At 48.2% G+C, this 19475-nt stretch carries 16 protein-coding genes; 10 read left to right on the top strand and 6 right to left on the bottom strand.

Going from position 1 to position 19475, the window contains the following annotated elements:
- Positions 1-164 precede the first annotated feature (164 nt).
- Together HHL16_RS12965 and aat are read left to right on the top strand one after the other, a co-directional pair.
- Positions 165-464 (top strand): ATP-dependent Clp protease adaptor ClpS, encoded by a 300-nt coding sequence (locus HHL16_RS12965; RefSeq protein ID WP_169425621.1) that lies wholly within the window; start codon positions 165-167, stop codon positions 462-464.
- A 16-nt stretch (positions 465-480) separates the two neighbouring features.
- A complete protein-coding gene (aat, locus tag HHL16_RS12960; protein WP_169425620.1) occupies positions 481-1128 on the top strand; it encodes a leucyl/phenylalanyl-tRNA--protein transferase in 648 nt (215 codons plus the stop codon).
- Here aat and HHL16_RS12955 read toward each other — a convergent pair.
- The 4 genes from HHL16_RS12955 to HHL16_RS12940 all read right to left on the bottom strand — a co-directional run bounded on the left by HHL16_RS12955 (position 1108) and on the right by HHL16_RS12940 (position 7569).
- Entirely contained in the window at positions 1108-1842 is a 735-nt protein-coding gene (locus HHL16_RS12955) for an alpha/beta hydrolase-fold protein (protein WP_169425619.1), read from the bottom strand. The genes aat and HHL16_RS12955 overlap by 21 nt on opposite strands.
- Positions 1843-1994: 152 nt before the next feature.
- Positions 1995-3485, bottom strand: coding sequence for a RagB/SusD family nutrient uptake outer membrane protein (locus tag HHL16_RS12950; RefSeq protein ID WP_169425618.1), 1491 nt, complete (start codon positions 3483-3485; stop codon positions 1995-1997).
- Between the two features lie 25 nt (positions 3486-3510).
- The gene (locus HHL16_RS12945) at positions 3511-6543 is read right to left on the bottom strand and encodes a TonB-dependent receptor (protein WP_169425617.1); all 3033 of its coding nucleotides are present in this window, start codon (positions 6541-6543) and stop codon (positions 3511-3513) included.
- Positions 6544-6738: 195 nt separating this feature from the next.
- Complete coding sequence (locus tag HHL16_RS12940) at positions 6739-7569, bottom strand: metallophosphoesterase (RefSeq protein WP_169425616.1); 831 nt, start codon at positions 7567-7569, stop codon at positions 6739-6741.
- Positions 7570-7652: 83 nt separating this feature from the next.
- Here HHL16_RS12940 and HHL16_RS12935 point away from each other — a divergent pair, with 83 nt between their 5' ends.
- From HHL16_RS12935 to HHL16_RS12920, 4 genes are read left to right on the top strand one after another with little or no spacing between them, the layout of a single operon-like run.
- On the top strand, positions 7653-9119 hold the full coding sequence (locus HHL16_RS12935) for a DUF3375 domain-containing protein (RefSeq protein WP_169425615.1): 1467 nt from the start codon (positions 7653-7655) through the stop codon (positions 9117-9119).
- A 25-nt stretch (positions 9120-9144) separates the two neighbouring features.
- A complete protein-coding gene (locus HHL16_RS12930) occupies positions 9145-9723 on the top strand; it encodes a DUF4194 domain-containing protein (RefSeq protein ID WP_169425614.1) in 579 nt (192 codons plus the stop codon).
- Positions 9695-13093 (top strand): SbcC/MukB-like Walker B domain-containing protein, encoded by a 3399-nt coding sequence (locus HHL16_RS12925; RefSeq protein ID WP_169425613.1) that lies wholly within the window; start codon positions 9695-9697, stop codon positions 13091-13093. The genes HHL16_RS12930 and HHL16_RS12925 overlap by 29 nt, the downstream gene beginning before the upstream one ends.
- 29 nt (positions 13094-13122) lie before the next feature.
- Complete coding sequence (locus HHL16_RS12920; protein WP_169425612.1) at positions 13123-13479, top strand: hypothetical protein; 357 nt, start codon at positions 13123-13125, stop codon at positions 13477-13479.
- 17 nt (positions 13480-13496) lie between these two features.
- Here HHL16_RS12920 and HHL16_RS12915 read toward each other — a convergent pair whose 3' ends face one another.
- The gene (locus tag HHL16_RS12915) at positions 13497-13964 is read right to left on the bottom strand and encodes an Lrp/AsnC family transcriptional regulator (protein WP_169425611.1); all 468 of its coding nucleotides are present in this window, start codon (positions 13962-13964) and stop codon (positions 13497-13499) included.
- A gap of 157 nt (positions 13965-14121) precedes the next feature.
- Here HHL16_RS12915 and HHL16_RS12910 point away from each other — a divergent pair, with 157 nt between their 5' ends.
- The 3 genes from HHL16_RS12910 to HHL16_RS12900 all read left to right on the top strand — a co-directional run bounded on the left by HHL16_RS12910 (position 14122) and on the right by HHL16_RS12900 (position 16578).
- On the top strand, positions 14122-14736 hold the full coding sequence (locus HHL16_RS12910; RefSeq protein ID WP_169425610.1) for an RNA polymerase sigma-70 factor: 615 nt from the start codon (positions 14122-14124) through the stop codon (positions 14734-14736).
- Between the two features lie 42 nt (positions 14737-14778).
- A complete protein-coding gene (locus HHL16_RS12905; protein ID WP_169425609.1) occupies positions 14779-15639 on the top strand; it encodes a helix-turn-helix domain-containing protein in 861 nt (286 codons plus the stop codon).
- A gap of 81 nt (positions 15640-15720) precedes the next feature.
- Positions 15721-16578: a hypothetical protein gene (locus tag HHL16_RS12900; protein ID WP_169425608.1), complete on the top strand. Its 858-nt coding sequence runs from the start codon at positions 15721-15723 to the stop codon at positions 16576-16578.
- Here HHL16_RS12900 and HHL16_RS12895 read toward each other — a convergent pair.
- Positions 16575-17675, bottom strand: a complete 1101-nt coding sequence (locus HHL16_RS12895; protein WP_169425607.1) for a nitronate monooxygenase — start codon at positions 17673-17675, stop codon at positions 16575-16577. The two genes, HHL16_RS12900 and HHL16_RS12895, sit on opposite strands and share 4 nt — an antisense overlap.
- Positions 17676-17937: 262 nt before the next feature.
- On the opposite strand from HHL16_RS12895, the gene HHL16_RS12890 reads away from it, so the two are divergent.
- Positions 17938-19473: an ATP-binding protein gene (locus HHL16_RS12890; RefSeq protein WP_169425606.1), complete on the top strand. Its 1536-nt coding sequence runs from the start codon at positions 17938-17940 to the stop codon at positions 19471-19473.
- The last annotated feature ends 2 nt before the right edge of the window (positions 19474-19475 follow it).

Here is a 19475-nt window from a genome sequence, read left to right as displayed (position 1 = left end):
TGGAATATTTCCACCAAATTTTTGGCAAAAAAACTCTACATTTTTTTTCTCAACCCCATCAGTATGAACCGATAACATCCCCATATCCCGGAATAATTCCGGTTTTCCCTCTCTTGCAGCCTTGTCTTATTTTAATAACTTTGTACCACCTATAAACAGATACTATGGCATTTGACGGACCTACCAGGCCTTATGAAGAAGATGATTCGGACGTATTGACCAGTGCAGAAGAGCCCTGTAACCTGATTGTGTGGAATGATGAAGTGAATACTTTCGAATGGGTGATCGAAACCCTCATGGAAGTTTGCGGCCACACAGCTGAACAGGCCGAGCAATGCGCCTACATCATTCACTTTCAGGGAAAGTACGCTGTGAAAAACGGAACCTACGAGGAGCTCAAACCCCATTGCGATGCCATTACAGACAGAGGTATCGGCGCCACTATCGAAGTAGCAGCTCAATAACTTCCTGCAGCCAGCTATGCCCTTATTTGCACTGGACAGTAAGCTCTATTTTCCACCGGTCCATATGGCGGAACCGGATGGATTATTGGCCGTGGGTGGAGATCTTTCACTCGCAAGGCTGCGGCTTGCCTACCGGTCGGGCATCTTCCCCTGGTACGAAGGACAATACATTCTCTGGTGGTGTCCCGATCCACGTTTCGTGCTCTTTCCCGAAGAGCTCCGCATCAGCAAAAGCATGCTGCAACTTTTCAGAAAAAATACATTCGAGTTCAAAACAAATACTGCTTTCTGTGAAGTGATCCGCAACTGCCAGCAGATCTCGCGCGAAGGCCAGAACGGCACCTGGATCACCAGCGATGTACTCAATTCATATACCGCGCTTCATCACGAAGGCCTTGCTCATAGTGCAGAAGCATGGAAAGATGGCGAACTGGTAGGCGGACTGTATGGCATCAGGATGGGAAATGTTTTCTTCGGCGAAAGCATGTTCAGCAAACAAAGCAATGCCAGCAAGTTTGCGTTTCTCAGTTATGCGCAGCAACTGATCGGTGAAGGAGTGAAACTGATCGACTGCCAGGTGTACACTGCACACCTCGAAAGCCTTGGTGCGCGCATGATTCCCCGCGATCATTTTCTGCACCTGCTAGAAGTGAATGGCGTGTAGGTCGTTTGGTAGCATCGCTCTCCAGGTAGGCCAGTCGTGCGACCATTCAGGCCCCCAGATATTCAGTTCGTGCCCGATCCCTTTGCTTTGCAATATTCCCGCCAGCTGCCTCGCAGCATTCGGATCTTCATAGGCACCGCTTCCCGACAAAATATGGATATGATTGCTCTTCCTGATCTGTTCCAGTATCGCATGATCGTTCAGGTTAGGAAGGTAGTGGGCAGGACTATTGAAATAAACATCATCATCAAAATACCCGCGGGTATATTCAGTGAGTGAATACACGCCGCTCATGGCGATGCATCCGTTTATCAGATCGGGTCTTTTGAAAAACAGATTGGCGCTGTGCAATGCCCCGAAAGATGCGCCACAGGTGAGGATGGGTGTCTCTTCGCTCGTCTGTTGCCGGATGTATGGGATCACTTCTTCGAGCACATACTGGTTCCACTGCTGATGGCGTACTGCTTTATCGCGCGGTTCCATCTGTTGATTCATCCAGCTTTCGTTGTTGATGCTGTCGATGGAAAAAACCTTTACCCTGCCTGCATCGATATGCGGCGCCAGCGAGTCTATCAGCTGAAACCGCTCATATTCAAGATAATCCGCTGCCGCCGTTGGAATCAGCAGCAAGGCATAGCCATAGAAGCCATACGTTGCAATGGGCATGCTCTTGTTCAATGCCGGACTATGCCAGGCAGAAAGTTTACGATCCATAGTGGGTTTGATTGCAAAATGAATATAGGAAAAATTATTCATGTTCGGCGCTACCGGTAATCTTTGCACGATGCAGGTGTGGCGGTTATCCGCAAATGAAAAAACCGGAGCAGCTCAATGCTGGTCCGGTTCTCACTCAAATATAGCAGGCTCTATTTTCCCGCTGCCGGATTATTGGCCACTTCAACATCGGGAATGAGGAATGTTGTTCTCGTGGGAGTTGGTTTGCGGTTCGGATGAAGAATATTGGCTCTCACTTCGGTAAGGATGGAATTTACCCTGTCGGTTCTAACGAGATCGAACCAGCGCTTTGCTTCTCCGATGAATTCGTATCCTCTTTCGCGGAACACCATATCATCGAATTGAGTCTGGTCTAATCCGCTGAGATCCGATACATTGCTGGGCGTATTCACCGGTAATCCGTAAGCTCTTCTTCTCACCTGATTGATGGCATCGTACGCAGCTGCTGTAGGGCCATTCACCTTGTTCTCCGCTTCTGCAAAAATCAGCAGCACATCCGGATAACGATACATATACAAGTCGTTGCCATTGCCGGTATCGATAGGCGCATTAGGATCTTTGAACTTACCCATGCGGAGATCGTAATCCGTATCCAGCTCTGCATTTGTTACCACTCCGTTGATCAGGTAAGTATTGTACAAACTGAATTTCTTACGGAGATCATTCGGGTCCCAGTTTTTAATTAACGGTGCATTGGATGTGACGCCTCCAAACTTATTGCCGCTGATGGAATATCCGGCCTGTTTGGCTTTGGAGTCTGCCCAGTAAGAAGCCATGAAATTCCCGCCATTGATGATCTGTGAGAATTTAAGCGAGAATACATCTTCTTTATTGGTGGGCAGAGTAGGTGAGTACACGGTTGCAAGTGATGCTTCAAGATCATAACCATAATCTGCTTTGCTGTCCATCACTTCTTTTGATTTGATCCTCGCATTCGGGTAGTCTTTCATGGTGAGATATACATCGGCCAGCATTGTTTTGGCTGCTCCTGCAGTGGCACGGCCTGCATTGGCAGCAGGTACTGTTTTGGGCAGCACGTTCTCCGCGAATTTCAGGTCTTTGATGATCTGATCGTAGATCACCGGAATGTCTGAACTGGAAAGAGATACATCACGCGCATTGAGGATCGGTTTCAGCCGCATCGGGAATTTCCCGAATGTGCGCACTGCAAAATAAAAACACAGCGCCCTTACGAAATAGGCCTCTCCATATGCTCTGTTGCGGAGATCTTCTGTGAGGGCTTTGTCTTCATCCAGCGTTACGATCAGCGAATTGGCCCTGCCGATTGATTCGTACAGTGTTGTCCATGGCTGATTCAGCGCTGTATTGCTGTTCATGAGATTGTTGTAATTGCTCCAGCTTTGCTGGCTGCTGCCGCCGGCATCGGCATATTCTGCCATCAGCTCGAAACCCAGTCCGATGGTGGATTCCCAAAGCCTGCCGCGACTGCGTGTAAGCGGCTCATAGATGCCGATAAGTGTTTGTTCGAGAACACCGGGATCGAGTTTACCCAGACTGATGGAAGACTTCGGACTCTCATCCAGCATCTTCTCGCATCCGGTCTCTGCTATCGATGTGATGAGCAGCAGTATAACTGTGATGATTATGCTATATCGTTTCATAAACTTCTTTTTAATGTGTTGCCAATCAGAAAGTGAGTCCTATTCCGAGATTATAGGTTTTAGCGCTGGGATAAGATCCGAGATCCACACCCTGCCTTCTGTCGTTGCCGTTGAACGAATTCACTTCGGGATCGTACCCTGAATAGTTCGTCCACGTAAGCAGATTCTGCGCGCTGATATACACATTCAGATTCTTCACCGCTTTCGATTTCAACGGCACATTGTAATCGAGGCGAATATTCCGCAGACGGAAGAAATCTCCGCTCTCCAGAAAACGATCCGATGTTCTGTGTTCATTCGCCGCCAGCAGGCTCGGTCTTGGATAGTACTCCAGTACGGCCTTCATTTTATTGAACTGATTGGCAGGGCTGGGATTCACCATCTCCACCAGATTACGGTTGTTGATCAATGATCCGCTCACGCCTGCCCACACTGAGCTGAGCGTAATGCGCTTGTACTTCACTGTTGGACTGAACCCGTAGATCAGGTCCGGGTAGGGACTGCCGAGGATCTGGTTGTCCGAAGCATTGATCACAGGGCGGCCCTGCTGATTGAAATCGTTGTTCAGGTTTTCGTACTGTGGCACGCCATCTTTATCGAGACCAGTGAATTTGGGCCCATAGAATACAGAGAGCGGATAGCCCTGGCGAATGATGCTCACAGCTCCTGAGGCATCATCGCCCCCGGCTGCTGTTGGCACATCTTTTCCATCCAGCGTTTTTGTTACGAGATTCTTGTTGGTAGAAAGATTCACGTCGATGGTCACGCTCCAGTCTGCTGTGTTAACGATGTTTGCACCAAGTGTGAATTCCCATCCTTTATTCTCGATCTCACCTACGTTGTCGATGATCTGGCTGGCGCCTGTTCCGATTCCCGCACCCACACCTGCTGAAGGTGGCAATTGCACCAGAGCCAGCAGGTCTTTGGTTGTTTTCACATAATAATCTACACTGAAACGAAGCCGCTCATTGAAGAAGCCGGCATCGATGCCGAAGTTGGTTTGCGCAGTGGTTTCCCATTTCAGATTCGGGTTAGGGAATGTTGGTGTGAGACCCACTACCTGTCCTGTACCGCCACCCTGACTCGTATTCACCGACCGGCCCAGCAACAGCGATTGATAAGGTTTGATGGCCGGGTTGCCGGACTTACCCCAGCTTGCTCTCAGTTTTAAATTAGATACCCAAAGCAATTCTTTCATGAAAGCTTCTTCTGAAACCCGCCATGCGGCTGATACAGATGGGAACACACCAAATTTGTTATTCTCTGCAAACACCGATGCGCCATCTCTGCGGATGCTGGCAGACACGAGGTATCTGTCCATATAGTTAAGTCGCAATCTTCCGAACCCTGATACGATCACCGATTCTGTAACCGCTGTAAGGGGTTTGCTCACCGTATTCGCTGAATTGAAATTGTAGTTCTTCTGCTGATCGTTCACAAACCCGGATGCCAGCAGATCGGTGGTATTGTATCTTTCTTTCTGATAGCTCATACCTGCGATGGCTTCGAGGGAGAGTTTGTCTGTAAGATCTTTTTTGTATTCGAGGAAGTCCTCTACGAGTACAGATGTTTTATCGTAGTTGCCTAATTCCGCTACACCTGCGGCCTGCCCAAGTCTTGGCAGGATGCGCGGATAGTAGAGATCCCTGCGGATAACGTAGTAGTCGGCCGATACGCGGGTTGTGTTCACCAATCCTTTGATGATCACAGATCGCAGATCAACACCGCCCTGAATGCGCGTATTGGTATTTCTGTCGAGCACTTCTTCTGCCATCGCTACAGGGTTCTCTGCATCGATGCCATTGAATTTATAGGGAGTAACATCTGTGTATGTTCCATCAGCATTGCGCACCGGAACCGTAGGCAGGGCGCGGAGTACAGAGCCCATGCCGGATTTTCCGAAGTTGCGGGTATTGTCTCCGAGAGAAGGAGAGAAGCCATCCTGCACACCGCGGGAAACGGTGAGCCGGGTGCTGAGATTGAAACGATCACTGAGTTTGTTATCGAGGTTCACGCGCAATGATCCGCGTTTGTATCCGCTGTTGCGGATGATGCCTTTCTGATCGAAGTATCCTCCACTCACGTAGTAACGGCTGCGCTCGTTGCCGCCGCTTACGCTGAGGCTGTTGTTGAGCAGCAGACCAGTGGTGAACACTTCATCCTGCCAGTCGGTACTTACCGATGGAGTGGTTTTCGGAAAATCATCCGGCAATGCATCGCCATTGTTTACATAAAATGCTTTTGTGTAACTGAGGTATTCTTCACTGTTCATCATCTCCATTTTCTTTCTCAGTTTCTGAAAACCCACAGAGCTTTCAAATACAGTGCGGGCAATGCCTGCTTTACCGGTTCGGGTGGTAACCATCACTACGCCATTGGCGCCGCGTGAACCGTAGATGGCAGTTGCAGATGCATCTTTCAATACCTCGATCGATTCGATGTCGGAGGGGTTGATGCTTGCCATTCCGTTTGCACCACGAACATCATCATTGAACTGCGGCAATCCATCGATCACATACAGCGGTTCATTGCCGCCGGCTATGGAACTCACGCCACGGATCCTGATGCTGATGCCTGCGCCGGGCTGGCCGGAAGTCTGCTGCACCTGCACACCGGGCATGCGCCCACTCATGGCCTGTTCCACTGATACCACGGGCATTTCGCGGAGTTTGTCGCCGCGCAGTGATGCTACGGAACCGGTGAGATCTGTTTTCTTTTGCGTGCCATATCCTACCACCACAACATCGGTGAGATTTTTGGCATCCGCTTTTAATTGTACATCGAGTTTTTCGTTGTCGGATACAGTCTGTTCCTGTGTTTCAAATCCTACGGAAGAGAAAACCAGTACAACTTTTCCGGAGGATGGAACACTGATGGCGTAGGAGCCGTCGTCTGTTGAAGTGGTAACCTGCGATGTGCCTTTCAGCTGAATGGTTACGCCTGCGAGGGGAGCTTTGTCGGTTGAGGTTATCTTTCCGGTGATCCTTTTGTTCTGGGCAAATGCAGTAAATGAACATGCCAGTAACAGAACCAATACCGGGAATGGTAGTAATCGCATAGCAATCATTTTGATTTTCGCAAAGAAGAAATTCTAAGTATACTACGCAAAAAAATCAGGATTGAACAGATTACTTACGGAATCGTTTCCGGGAAGTCTACCATGGTAATAGAATACCCTCGCCGGCTGTAATGCCCGCCGGACGGTGTTTTTGATGTTCTTGCGCTGATGAGTTTATCGTGATTGTTTCACTGTTCAGATGGTATTGCTGTTCACCTGCACAGATGCCGTTGCGTTCATCTGGTAAGTGAAAATGCTTCCGTCTTTCAGTACCTCCACAATGCGGTAGCCGTTGTAGGGAGTACCCCAGTTGCCGCCGATATGTGAGTCGAAGAAATAGTGTTTGCCACCGAGTTCCTTCATGCCATCCTGATCGTGATCATGTCCATGGAAAATGCCTTTGAGGTTCGGTTGCTGTGCAAACAGATCGGTGAGTCCCTTGCATTCGATGGCATTGGGCGTCCATTTGGCGGGAGCGATATGCATGAACACAAAGCAATGTTTTTTGCCGGCGTATTGTTGCAGTTGGTGTTGTGCGAAGCTGAAATCCGGACAAATATATTTTCCGTCGATATCGGCGGTGTTGAGAATGAGGAATCCGCAATCTTTGAGATCGAAGGCGTGATGCCAGCCGTATCCGAAAGTATTTTTCCACATTTCTTCGGGCACTTTGTCGTGGTTTCCGTGCGAAACGTAGTAAGGCATGCTCAATCCATCCCAAACCTGCTTCACCTGAGGCAGCAATTCGGGTTTGTCGTGGAACAGATCGCCGTTGATGACGGAGAAATTCAGGCCGCGATCCTGCTTTTCTTTATTCAGCCATTGCACCATATTGGCGTGGGTTACAGCGAAATCGGTCTTGGGTTGACCATAATGCCCATCAGATGCCAGGGCAAAGCGGAGCCTGATTTTTTTTCTGTCGGGAAGCAGAAAAGTTCCGGGAAGAAAGGAGGTGAGGGTGTTTCCGGCGCTGATAAGGATTGCTGCCCGGATAGTCTGACCAATGAACCGCCTGCGGGTGAGCATGTGTATAAGTTTTGGGGATGAAGATAGTTTTTTTGCCGTTCGGATAGAATTAATAAATTGGGCGCCTAATCTCGTGTAACCCGATGCAGCAATCCGATATTTCTGAACTGTTGAGCTCGTCGCCCGCTGTACAAATGATCCGGATGCGCAATGCCCACTGGGTTTTGCCATTCCTGTACCAGACCTTCAAATCAGAGAATACGCTTTCTATCGCCGAGCCCGTACTTACCTCAGTACTGGCCGAAGAACTGCGTACCCATGCCGAAGGAATGGAAGATCTCGAAGAAGCGCGCATCGAATTTGGGGAGGATGAAGAAAGCCGGGCAAGGAAGTATCTGCTCAACTGGGTACAGAAAAGACTGCTGCAGGATTTTCCCGATTCCGAAGCCGTAACCCAATACCAGCTCAGCTCCCATACCGAAAAGGTTTTTCAGTGGCTGCAAAGTCTCGAAAAAAGACAATTTGTAGGTACCGAAAGCCGTTTCCGTTTTCTCTTTCAGACACTGAAAGAAATGGTGGAGTATACGCAGGATAACCATGCCACACGCCTCGAAGAACTGAAGAACAAACGCGCTGAGATCGATAAGGAGATCAAGAAACTCGAAATGGGTTATCAGCCCGAAGTATTCAGCAACGCGCAGGTGAAAGAGCGGCTCGACTGGTTCATCCGGCTCAGTTACGAACTGCTCAGCGACTTCAGAGAAGTGGAAGATAATTTCAAAGGCATTCACCGTGCTATCGTTGAACAACATACGAAAGCGGAAGCCAGCAAAGGAGCCATCGTTGGTTTCGCCTTCGGCGCTTACGACGAATTGCGCAAAAGCGATCAGGGTAAGAGCTTCTACGCGTTCTGGGACTTCCTTATTTCGCGCAGCGGACAGGAAGAATGGAAAGGGATGACGGACAGCCTGCTTCATCTGTTGCAGGAGCGCGAGATCGATACCAACAGCCACTATGTTCGAAATATCAAATCGCTGCTGCTGCAACAGGGGCGCAGCGTGTACGATGCCAACGATAAAATGGCGGAGAAACTGAGCCGCATCATCACAGAAAAAGAAATTGCGCGGCACCGAAGGTTGCGCCAGCAGATCAGCAGCATCAAAGAGCTGGTGTTTCAACTGATGGACGAACCCAATGTAAAAGCAGGCCTTCACACCAATGCTCCTGCTGAAATAAAAATGAGCATGGAGCGGAGACTGACCCTGTTGCCGAAGCAAGCGCCCGCAGCTGTGAAACAGCCCGCCAATGCATCGGAAAAAGTAGAAGACCTGGAACGTTTCAACCGCATGCTCAATACGGCATTCATCGACAAAAAGAAACTCTGGAGCCAGGTGGAACAGGTGCTGGAACAAAGGCAGACAGCCACTTTGCGCGAGATAATCGATGCAGTTGGCCTGCAGTTTGGAGTGGGAGAAGTGGTAAGTTATTTCAGCTTCCTCAAAGAGAAAGCCAATCGGGTGCAGGCGATGCCGGAGATCACGGAACTGATTCCCATCGACGCTGCACAAACAAAATTTATCGAAGTGCCTTACCTGCTTTTCAGCCGTTAACGCTGCGTTTCATTAAAAGAATATTATGCTTCCATATACAGGATTATTTATCAAACTGCTCAAAGGCCCGGTGGAATACTTCGAGAAATCTACCTGGGAGCAATTGCTTACCTATCAAACCGAGCTTACGCAGTTTCTGCAACAGCTGGGACTGATACTGGTGCTCGACAAAGAAGATGGCTATGCCTATCTCGAGCAGATGAAACTCGATGAAGAAGAGACCACCGCCGGATGGGTTCGGAGAACAAGCATCAACTACGAAGAAAGTGTGCTGCTGGTACTGCTGCGCGATATGATGGCTGAGTTTGAAGTAGGAGAGGTTACCAGTCGCGAACTGATCCGAAAACGCCGCGAGATCAAAGAATTCGCAGAGCTTTTCTTCCGCGAAAATGCCAGCCGGGTGAAGTTCATCAAAGAACTCGATCGCCTGATCGATCGCGTGGAAGAACTCGGCTTTCTACATCGCATCGAAGATCATGAGATCTCCGACGAACAGAAGTTCAGAGTGAGAAAGATCATCAAGTCAAAAGTAGATAACGACGTATTGGAAAATTTTAAACAACAACTTTCGGCACATGCAGTTAACGGTATTCAGCACGGATGATCGCAAGAGTGGATTTCGATTGCAGTACATGGAGATCTTCAACTGGGGCACTTTCGATGAGCATGTGTGGAAGATCAATCCCGGTGGCGAAACTTCGCTGCTCACCGGCGCCAATGGCAGTGGCAAAACAACTTTTGTGGATGCGCTGCTGACGCTCATCGTTCCCGAAAAAAAATATCGTTTCTATAATCAGAGTTCCGGTTCGGAAAAGAAAGGTGACCGTACCGAAGAATCCTATCTCATGGGTGGATACGGAACCGTAGCCACCGACAATGGACAGGGCACCAAAACGCTCTATCTCCGCGAATCTAAAGAAACGGCGTACAGCGTGCTGCTGGCGCATTTCGCCAATGAAGCGGAGCAGTTCGTAACACTGTTCCAGGTTCGCTATTTCAGTGGGAACGAAATGAAACGAGTGTTTGCCATCGCGCATAAACCATTGCATATCGAAGACGATTTCAAGCCCTTCGATTTCAATGGCAACTGGCGCAAACGCATCGATGCGCAACACAATAAGGGCAGCCGCAAAATGGTGGAGTGGTTCGACAGCTCCAGCCGCTACGCACAACGAATGGTAGATGTGCTGGGCATGCAGAGCATTCAGGCACTCGGCCTCTTCAACCAGACGGTGGGCATCAAAGTGCTCGGTGAGCTGAACGGCTTTATCCGTCAGCATATGCTGGAGCCACGCAATATGGAAGAGCAGTTTCAGGATCTCAAAAAACACCTCGGCACGCTGCTCGATGCACAACGCAATATCGAAAAAGTAGAAGAGCAGATCCGGTTGCTTAAACCTTTGCAGAAAAGTTTTCAGACGTACAAAGAGCAGGCAGTGGCGCTCGAACAGGCAAAGCAGGAGCTCGATACCGCCCGCCTCTGGAACGTATACACCAAATACAATCTTCTCGACACCGCAATAGTTCAGGGCAAGAAAGAAGTGAAGTTGTTGCAGGATAAACTGCAACAGGCCAAACAGGAGATCAGCCACTTCATGGAAGAAGAAAGGCAGTTGCAAAATCAGCTCGATGGCAACAAAGCCGGACAGCGATTGCTGCAACTCGAAAAAGACATCGAGTCCCAGCAACAGCAGCTCGAACAAACTGAACAGGCGCTGGCACAATTCACGGAATGGTGTAAAGACATTCATGTAACCGATCAGCCTGTTGATGAAGCATCTTATCAGCGCATACTCAAAGAAGCGGAACGCAACGGAAGAAAAATAGAGACCGAGATCCGCAACAACGATGAAGAGCGATGGGAGGCAAAGGATCGCTTAAAAAATGCAGACCGCGAACGGATACGCATCGAAGAAGAATTCAATATGCTGCAACAGAGCAGACACAATATTCCCGGCTATCTGGTACAGGTGCGCAAGGATCTCTGTGCTGCGCTCAAACTCGAAATAACCGACCTGCCATTTGCAGGAGAATTGATGCAGGTGCGCAACGATGCACAGGAATGGCAGGGTGTTCTCGAAAAGCTGCTGCGCAGTTTCGCCATCCGGCTGCTGGTGCCGCACAAACATTACAAGAAAGTAAGCAAATATGTAAACCAGACCAACCTTCGTGCGAGACTGGTGTACGAGCATGTGCAGGACATAGCAGTACCGCGGCATCCGGAAGACGGAAGTATTTTTCATCTGCTCGAATTCCATCCGGATCATCCGCTCAGCAGCTGGGTGGAGCAACACGTGATCGTGCATATGGATTACTTCTGTGCCAACAATGAAAAAGAACTGGAACGATACGATAAAGCCATTACGGTATACGGATTGATCAAGAACCGTGCGCGTCACGAAAAAGACGATCGTGCGCAAAGCAATGATCCCGGCAACTACGTAATGGGATGGAACAATGAACGCAAACGCGAAGCGCTGCAAACGCGCAGACTGCAATTGCTCAGCGATCTCGAAAAGGCCGGAGAATCCGATCAGCGTACCGAAGCAAAGAACAAGCGGCTTCAAAAGCAAGCCTATGCAGTGTTGCAGCTGAAAGAACATCCGAAGTTCGAACTGATCAATACCGCTGCCATTCAGCGCGCCATCAAAAAAACAGAAGACCAGATCGCTTCACTGAAAGACAGCAGCGATCAACTGAAAGAACTCACCAAACAGGTAGATGGCATCGTTAAAAAAAGAACCAAAGCAGAAACAGAGCGCGATGAATGTGTAGGCCAGATCCGTGTAGACGAAACCCGTCTGCAGGAGATGGATGCACAGCAACAGCAACTCGAACCGTTGCTCAATCAGCTTACCGCCGACGATAAAGAACTGCTGCTGCAATTTCAGCAGAAGCACAGCGGCATTTTAGCAGACGTTCAACTCTCCAATATCAACGATCTCTTTCAGCAGCTCCGCGACAAAATGGAGAAGCTGGCACATCAGTACGAAGAGAGCGTGAACAAAGAAGGACGTGAGTTGGATCGTGCGATCCACAAGATCAAGAACCCTCCCATGGAGATATTGCAGAAGTTCACGGACTGGGCGGCAGATGTGCAACCACTGGCCAACGACCGCGAGTTTGCCAACGAATATCTCGAATGGCTGGAGAAACTGGAATCCGACAATCTTCCCCGGTATAAAAAAGATTTCGAGCGCTACCTCCACGACACCATGGTGTACAAAATGGGAGAGCTCAACGAAGAACTCGATAACTGGGAACAGAAGATCCGTTACAGCATTCAGACGTTGAACCAGTCGCTGGGCGCCATCAACTTCAACAGGCTTCCCGATACTTATATTCAGCTCGGCATCAAAGCTGTGTCCGATGCCACTATCAAAGAATTCAGAAGCATGCTGCTGTCTGCATTGCCTCAGGGCGTAAACTGGCAGCAGAGCAGTTTTGAAGATAAGGCAACACATTTCAGAAAGCAGGTGCAGCCGCTGATCAGCAATCTCGATGAGAGTGATGCGTACCGCGCGCGCGTGCTCGATGTGCGCAACTGGTTTGAGTTCTGGGCCGATGAAAAATACCGCAATACAGATGAACTGAAGAAAACCTATCGTCAGATGGGGCAGTTGTCTGGTGGAGAAAAAGCACAGCTCACGTACACCATTCTTTGTAGCGCCATTGCGTATCAGTTCGGCATTACACGCGAAGGAAAGAATGCGCGCAGCCTGCGTTTCATTGCAGTGGATGAGAGCTTCAGCAATCAGGATGAAGAGAAAGCCACCTATCTGATGGAGCTCTGCAAGCAGCTGCATTTGCAATTGCTGGTGGTCACGCCGAGTGATAAGATCCAGATTGTGGAAGATTTCATTGCGCATGTGCATCTGGTGCAGCGCGTGAACAACAGGCAGAGTATTTTGTATAATATGACGAAGATGCAATTGAAGGAAAAGCAAAAAAAGAAGACTGCAAAGGCAGGTTGATATATCCCCCCTGAATCAATGATAATTTTATGTTCGGCTTATTCAACAAGAAGAGAAAAAAATCAAGACTGGAAGATTGGCAGATAGAACCGGGAGAACAATTTAAGAAGATCGTACTTGCCGACTCCGTGCAATACGTAGATACCAAAGGAGGAAGAACCCTCTACTTTTCTATATTGGTTTTCATGGAAACTCCTGATAGGAACAATGCTTCATTATCCCAGGAGCTTTCTGTGAAGGAGGTTGATAAAATCTGGCAGATAAAAGGCATTAAAGTTGCGCTGGATCATATTCTTATTTGTGTGGCTTCAGTACAACATCAGGATGATATTGAATGGGCAAAAGCTTTTTTACATTCCCTTAAATTCAATAACTCCGTCGATTAGAAGAGCTACTCCTGCACCTAAATAGGATAGGCCGTTACACTCTTCGTTTCACTCAATACAAAAAAACTCTGCACTGTAGTAATATTGGGCAGCCTGGCCAGTTTATTGCGGTAAAAATCGTGATACGCATCCATATCACTGGTGGCAATGCGCAGAATAAAATCGAAGGTGCCCGTCATCTGAAAACACTCCATCACTTCGGGGAATTTGCTCACTTCCCTTTCAAAAGTTGCCAGCGTCTCCGCCGTGTGATTGTGCAGCAGCACCTGCGAAAATGCAATCAGACTTTTATCGATCTTCTTTCTGTCGAGTATCGCCACGATCTTTTTGATGAATCCCTGTTCTTTCAATCGCCTTATCCGTTCGTGAACGGTGGCCACAGATTTGCCCAGTTCGGCAGCGATCTCTTTATGGGTGAGTGAGGCATCCCGTTGCACCAAACGCAATATTCTGATGTCTAACGGGTCTAATTCTTCCTGGGCCATATTGAAAAAAAGTAAAGGTTTGGGGATGTTTGTGTACTTAATTCCGGATAAAAATACAATTATTAGGCATTAATCCATAAAATTTACGGCGATTTGCGCTCTGTATTGGATAAAATAAAGTGATTCCACAATTTTATATCAATTAATACGGAGCTACATGATAACTACAAATATCCATCCGGCTGATGAACAGGAACTGCTCGCACGCATTGCAAAGGGCGACCAGCAGGCGTTTTCGCAGATCGTTGCGCGATATGCTTCGCTCATCAATCTCCATCTGGCACGGACAGTGAAAGATGAGAGGAAGGCAGAGGAAGTAGCGCAGGATGTTTTTATGAGTATCTGGATGTTCCGCGAGAAGCTGGCAGGAATGCAGAACTTCCCCGGTTTTGTATATGTGGTTACGAAGAACAGAATGTATAACCAACTGAAGAAAAAGAAAACTGGTTTGTCTGTGGTTGCTGCCGATCCTGCACAGGAACTTTGGGCCGAACCCGAATCTGAAATTGAACTGAAAGAACTGCATTCCATTTTGCATAAAGGCATCGAATCGCTTCCCGAAAAAAGGAAAGAGGTGTTCAAACTCAGCCGTCTCAAAGGACTGAGCAACGAAGAGATCGCCGCCATGCTGAATGTTTCTAAGAATACCATCAGAGAACATATCAGAGAAGCGTTGGCTTATCTGCGTTGTTTTGTTCCCCGCAGTTTCGAAGCAAATGCAGAATGTATCCCCTGCAATGAGAAAAGAAAAGCGGCACGCGCCGTAGCCTGATGCCTCATTGCAAATACCCGCTGCTGCAACTATCTTTGCAGTATGCTGTACAGGTTGCCTGAAACGCTCAAAGATCATCCGGATGTAATGCTGCATATGGGCGATACGCCCGTTGCGAAGATCAAGCTGATGCATTCCACCAGTAAGAAAAACGGATTCATGACCGATCATACATTCGTTTTTGTACTGAAGGGAGAGAAGATGATGTATTTCGGCAACAACACGGTGAAAGCCACTGAAGGACAATTGCTGATTCTCAAAAGAGGCATCTACGTAACATCTGAAGTAGTGCTGGCCGATCAGCCATTTGAGGCATTGGTGTTGTTTCTGACGGATGATTTTGTAAAGAGATTCCTGCTTGCACATCAACTGCATGTAACAGAACCTCCGGCATCAAAGGAATTGATGGTGGTGCCCACCAACGAACTGCTGGATGATTTCAAAATTCAGTTCACCGGATTCTTTCATCAACCCATACAACGCCTCGATGCTATTCTGCAACTCAAACAGCAGGAGCTGCTGTTGCTGCTGCTTGCAGGTGAATGCAAAGAACAGATACTCGCATTTCTGCAGAACATTGCCTTCGGCAAACCCGATATAGAATTCATTGTACGAACCCATCTGCTGCAACCGGTTACACTCGAAGAACTGGCGAAACTTTCGCATCGCAGTCTTGCTTCGTTCAAGCGCGATTTTCAGCAGCATTTTCAATGCGCTCCCAAAAAATGGATCAACGATCAGCGACTCGAACATGCACGAACACTATTGCTTCACTCCGGAATGCAGGTGACTGAAATAGCCATGGAATGTGGTTTTGAGAATACTTCCCACTTCATCAGGATCTTCAAAGAGAAATACGGAGCCACTCCGCAACTCAGCAGAGTAGGAATTGCTGTAAACTGAGCCGGAATAAACATCATCTGAGCTGATACCGTTACCGGCGGTTTTTGATCGCAGATAATTTTGCTGTATAAATTATCTACGATGAAAAGAATAGTCGCATTTCTTGCATGTGCGTTTGCTGTTTCGTTTGCTGCAGCGCAACAGAGCAATGGCCTTGCCAATCCTGAGAGCATTATCTCCGACGGGAAATTTCTTTACGTAACCAACATTGGAAAAAAACTGGAGCCTGTTGCGAAAGACGGTGATGGCAGCATCAGCAAACTCAGTCTTAACGGTGATATCATCGAAGCAAATATCACCAAAGAAATACTGAACGCACCTAAGGGCACTGCCATCATCAAAGGTGTGTTGTATGTAGCGGATATCGATCGCATTGTAGGCATTGAATTGTCTACCGGCAATAAAGTAAAAGAAATTGATCTCGCTAAGCAGAACGTAAGTTTTGCCAATGATCTGGAAGTGAAGAATGATCATACTTTGTTCTTATCCGAAACCGTTCCGGGAAGCATCATCGAAGTAGATCTGAATACCGAAGCAGTAACAACCATCGCAAACGTGAAAGGCGCAAATGGTATCTGTTACGATGCAAAGCGTAAGAAACTCTATACCTGCAGTTTTGTTTTTGAAGATTTGAAAGCAGGCGTATTGGGTGTGATCACATGGAGCGACAACAAACCTGTTTATGAAGCTATTGGCGCTATTGGTGGAGCATTCGACGGATTGGCTTTACTGAACGATCATACATTGCTGGTTTCTGAATGGAGTGCAATGGACCATGCAGCAGGATCTTTGTGGAAGATCGATCTTCAGAACAGCTTTTCTTCCAAAATTGAATTGCCTGCAATAGGTGGTCCTGCTGATTTTTATTTCGATGCAAAACAAAAGAAGGTATTCATTCCTGCATTGCTGGAAGGGAAGATGTTCACGTATTCTTTCTAGTCTCTGTCCCGCACCTGCACATGTTTTTCCACCTGCTCAAACGCGGCCTGCGCCTGTTCCAGTATCGATTGAAAGATAGCAGCCGCAGGCCTTCTTACTGCCCGAGATGCCGATTGTCCGGCCCACATGGTCTGATAATCCGGCAGATCGTGCTGCTGTGCAAAACTGCGAATCGGCGCTGTGAGACTTTGCTGAACAGGGTAGGGCAGTGTGGCAATGCCTGATGCACTGATTGCGCGCATCAGTTTGGTTTCAATTCCTCTGGCCCATCTTCCTGAGAGGTTCTTCGTTAACACGGCTTCGTTCGATGCTGCATTCTGAATGCGGTGTTTGTGTGCGTTGGGCGCCGAACTTTCGTTGCACACGAGAAAGGCGCTTCCGATCTGAACGCCCTGTGCGCCGAGCATCATTGCCGCCATCATGGTACTTCCGTCGCAGATGCCGCCGGCGGCGAGTATGGGTCTGCGGATGGCGTCTGCCAGCTGCGGCACCAGGCTCATGGTTCCGATCATCGGAGGACTGCCTTCCGTGAGGAAAGTGCCCCGGTGTCCACCAGCTTCCGAGCCTTGTGCCGTGATGATGTCTACAAACTTATTATCGAGCAGCAATGCCTCTTCTACGCAGGTAGCTGTGCCGATCAGCCGCGCTCCGCGATTCTTGAGATCGGCTATATGATCGTCTTCGGGTATGCCGAAGGTGAAACTCACTACGGGAATTTTTTCGCTGATCAGTATCTCTATCTGATCATGATATGTATAGTATCTCAGCTGCCCCGGTACCGGTGGCACATAGGCAATGCCATGCTCAGCTGCAAAGGCTGTGAGAAATTCTTTCATGGCGCCGAAGGCAACCTGATCTACGGTTGGTATCGTATGTGCAAATAAGTTTACTGCAAATGGCTTGTTGGTGAGCGCTTTCACTTCCCTGATCAGCGCCAGGGTCTGATCGGGTGAGAGTCCGCCTACAGGCAGAGACCCCAGCCCGCCCGCATTTGAGATGGCCGCTACCATGGCCGGTGTGGTAATGCCCAGCATCGGAGCTTGCACCGCCGGATAGGTTATGTTGAGCAATGAAGTGACTTTATTATGCCATTTCATACCAGTGAATTTTTTTGTGATACAGGTTAGGCCTGCAAGTTACCCCATAAACCATATACCCGCAGTGGTTGCAATAAATTGAGTGATGCGTCGTTTCTGAAACATTGCGTTATGTCAAATAAATATGAATAAAATTTATATGAATCATCTTAATTCCCTTCACTTGATAAATAAAAAAAAATGATTGTAACTTTAAAGGCCTACATCCTATGCATATCCATACCTGAAGGGGTTGCAATGGATGGTTACAATCATTACCCATATGCACCAGGTGATCGAATTCTTTGAAAAATTACTGGATACATCTGATTGGCCACCCCGCTGGTATTGTGGAAAATGGACCGATTTTCATGGGTGGCTCTTCATCATAAGCGATTTATTGGTCTGGTCAGCCTATTTTGCGATTCCGCTGATCATCATACGCTACATTTCCAGAAGACACGACGCAAGATTTTTCCGGCTCTATTTCCTTTTTGCAGGTTTCATATGTGCCTGTGGAGCAACGCATTTATTCGATGCGCTCTCCTTCTGGTATCCTGCATACAGGTTAGGAGCACTGATGCGGCTCATTACAGGATTGATCAGTTGGACCACTGTAGTATATCTGATAAAGCTGATGCCGCTGGCCATCAAACTCAGAACATCGTCGCAGCTGGAAGCGGAAATACAGCAGAGAGAGAAAGCAGAAGATAAATTCAGGACCCTGCTCGAAGTGGCTCCGGATTGTATGGTGATAATGGATGGCAACGGAACGGTGCAGCTGGTGAATGCGCAAACCGAAAAGATGTTCGGACTGAACCGCGAAACCATGATCGGCAAAAGCATCGACCAGCTGATGCTGAGCAGTTTCGACAGGCTGCTGGGAATTATCAGAACCAGTGCAGCCGCCAATACAGACGGAAACACTACACAGGTAGACAGAATAGAATGTTTCGGCAAGCGGGCAGGGGAACCGGAGTTTCCCATCGAGATCAGTCTCAGCCCATTGCAAACAGAAGATGGCCTGCTGCTCATCGCAGCGATCCGGGATGTATCGGAAAAGAAGAGAATGGAAAAAGAGATCCGGGAAGCCAACAGCTCATTGGAAAAAAAGGTACAGCAACGCACCGAAGAACTGGAGCGAAAAAACCGTGAGCTGGAAACATTTGCTTACGTAGCTTCGCACGACCTGCAGGAACCCCTCAGAACCACTTCGGCTTTTGTGGATCTCCTGCGGAAAAGATATCACGGGCAGATGGATGAAACAGCGGATCAATACCTCGATTTCATTCATCAGAGCTCGGATCGTATGAAGGTACTGATCACCAACCTGCTCGACTATTCGAGAATCGGCAGGGAGAAAGAACTGGTAGAAGTAGATTGCAACGAGCTGCTGCAGGATGTGGTAGGAGATCTGGATCAGAGCATCAGAGAAAACAATGCGGCTGTTCAATGCGAATCGCTGCCAACTGTGAATGCTTACAAAGTTGAATTGAAACAGCTCTTTCAGAACCTGATCAGTAATTCACTCAAATTCAGAAAACCGGGCATCAGTCCGGATATCAGGGTAGGCGCCCTGAGAGAAAACGGACATTGGGTCTTTTCATTCAAAGATAATGGCATAGGCATCAATCCTGCCTATCACGAAAAAGTGTTTGTGTTATTTCAGCGACTGCACAAACGAACCGAATACGAAGGAACCGGCATCGGCCTTGCGAACTGTAAAAAAATAGTAGAACTGCACGGAGGGAAGATCTGGGTAGAGTCTGCACAGAACGAAGGCTGCACCTTTTTCTTTACGATTTCAGAAATACAGTAATT

Source organism: Pseudoflavitalea sp. G-6-1-2, from assembly GCF_012927185.1.
In the GTDB taxonomy this organism is placed as follows: Bacteria; Bacteroidota; Bacteroidia; order Chitinophagales; family Chitinophagaceae; genus Pseudobacter.
The sequence above is the reverse complement of the archived record's forward strand: the minus strand, read 5'-3'. Positions and strand labels throughout refer to the sequence as shown.

Bases quoted from the DNA above. Each gene is read 5' to 3' on its own strand.
- HHL16_RS12965 (WP_169425621.1), top strand. From the start codon at position 165: ATGGCATTTGACGGACCTACCAGGCCTTATGAAGAAGATGATTCGGAC.
- aat (WP_169425620.1), top strand. From the start codon at position 481: ATGCCCTTATTTGCACTGGACAGTAAGCTCTATTTTCCACCGGTCCAT.
- HHL16_RS12955 (WP_169425619.1), bottom strand. From the start codon at position 1,842: ATGGATCGTAAACTTTCTGCCTGGCATAGTCCGGCATTGAACAAGAGC.
- HHL16_RS12950 (WP_169425618.1), bottom strand. From the start codon at position 3,485: ATGAAACGATATAGCATAATCATCACAGTTATACTGCTGCTCATCACA.
- HHL16_RS12945 (WP_169425617.1), bottom strand. From the start codon at position 6,543: ATGCGATTACTACCATTCCCGGTATTGGTTCTGTTACTGGCATGTTCA.
- HHL16_RS12940 (WP_169425616.1), bottom strand. From the start codon at position 7,569: ATGCTCACCCGCAGGCGGTTCATTGGTCAGACTATCCGGGCAGCAATC.
- HHL16_RS12935 (WP_169425615.1), top strand. From the start codon at position 7,653: ATGCAGCAATCCGATATTTCTGAACTGTTGAGCTCGTCGCCCGCTGTA.
- HHL16_RS12930 (WP_169425614.1), top strand. From the start codon at position 9,145: ATGCTTCCATATACAGGATTATTTATCAAACTGCTCAAAGGCCCGGTG.
- HHL16_RS12925 (WP_169425613.1), top strand. From the start codon at position 9,695: ATGCAGTTAACGGTATTCAGCACGGATGATCGCAAGAGTGGATTTCGA.
- HHL16_RS12920 (WP_169425612.1), top strand. From the start codon at position 13,123: ATGTTCGGCTTATTCAACAAGAAGAGAAAAAAATCAAGACTGGAAGAT.
- HHL16_RS12915 (WP_169425611.1), bottom strand. From the start codon at position 13,964: ATGGCCCAGGAAGAATTAGACCCGTTAGACATCAGAATATTGCGTTTG.
- HHL16_RS12910 (WP_169425610.1), top strand. From the start codon at position 14,122: ATGATAACTACAAATATCCATCCGGCTGATGAACAGGAACTGCTCGCA.
- HHL16_RS12905 (WP_169425609.1), top strand. From the start codon at position 14,779: ATGCTGTACAGGTTGCCTGAAACGCTCAAAGATCATCCGGATGTAATG.
- HHL16_RS12900 (WP_169425608.1), top strand. From the start codon at position 15,721: ATGAAAAGAATAGTCGCATTTCTTGCATGTGCGTTTGCTGTTTCGTTT.
- HHL16_RS12895 (WP_169425607.1), bottom strand. From the start codon at position 17,675: ATGAAATGGCATAATAAAGTCACTTCATTGCTCAACATAACCTATCCG.
- HHL16_RS12890 (WP_169425606.1), top strand. From the start codon at position 17,938: ATGCACCAGGTGATCGAATTCTTTGAAAAATTACTGGATACATCTGAT.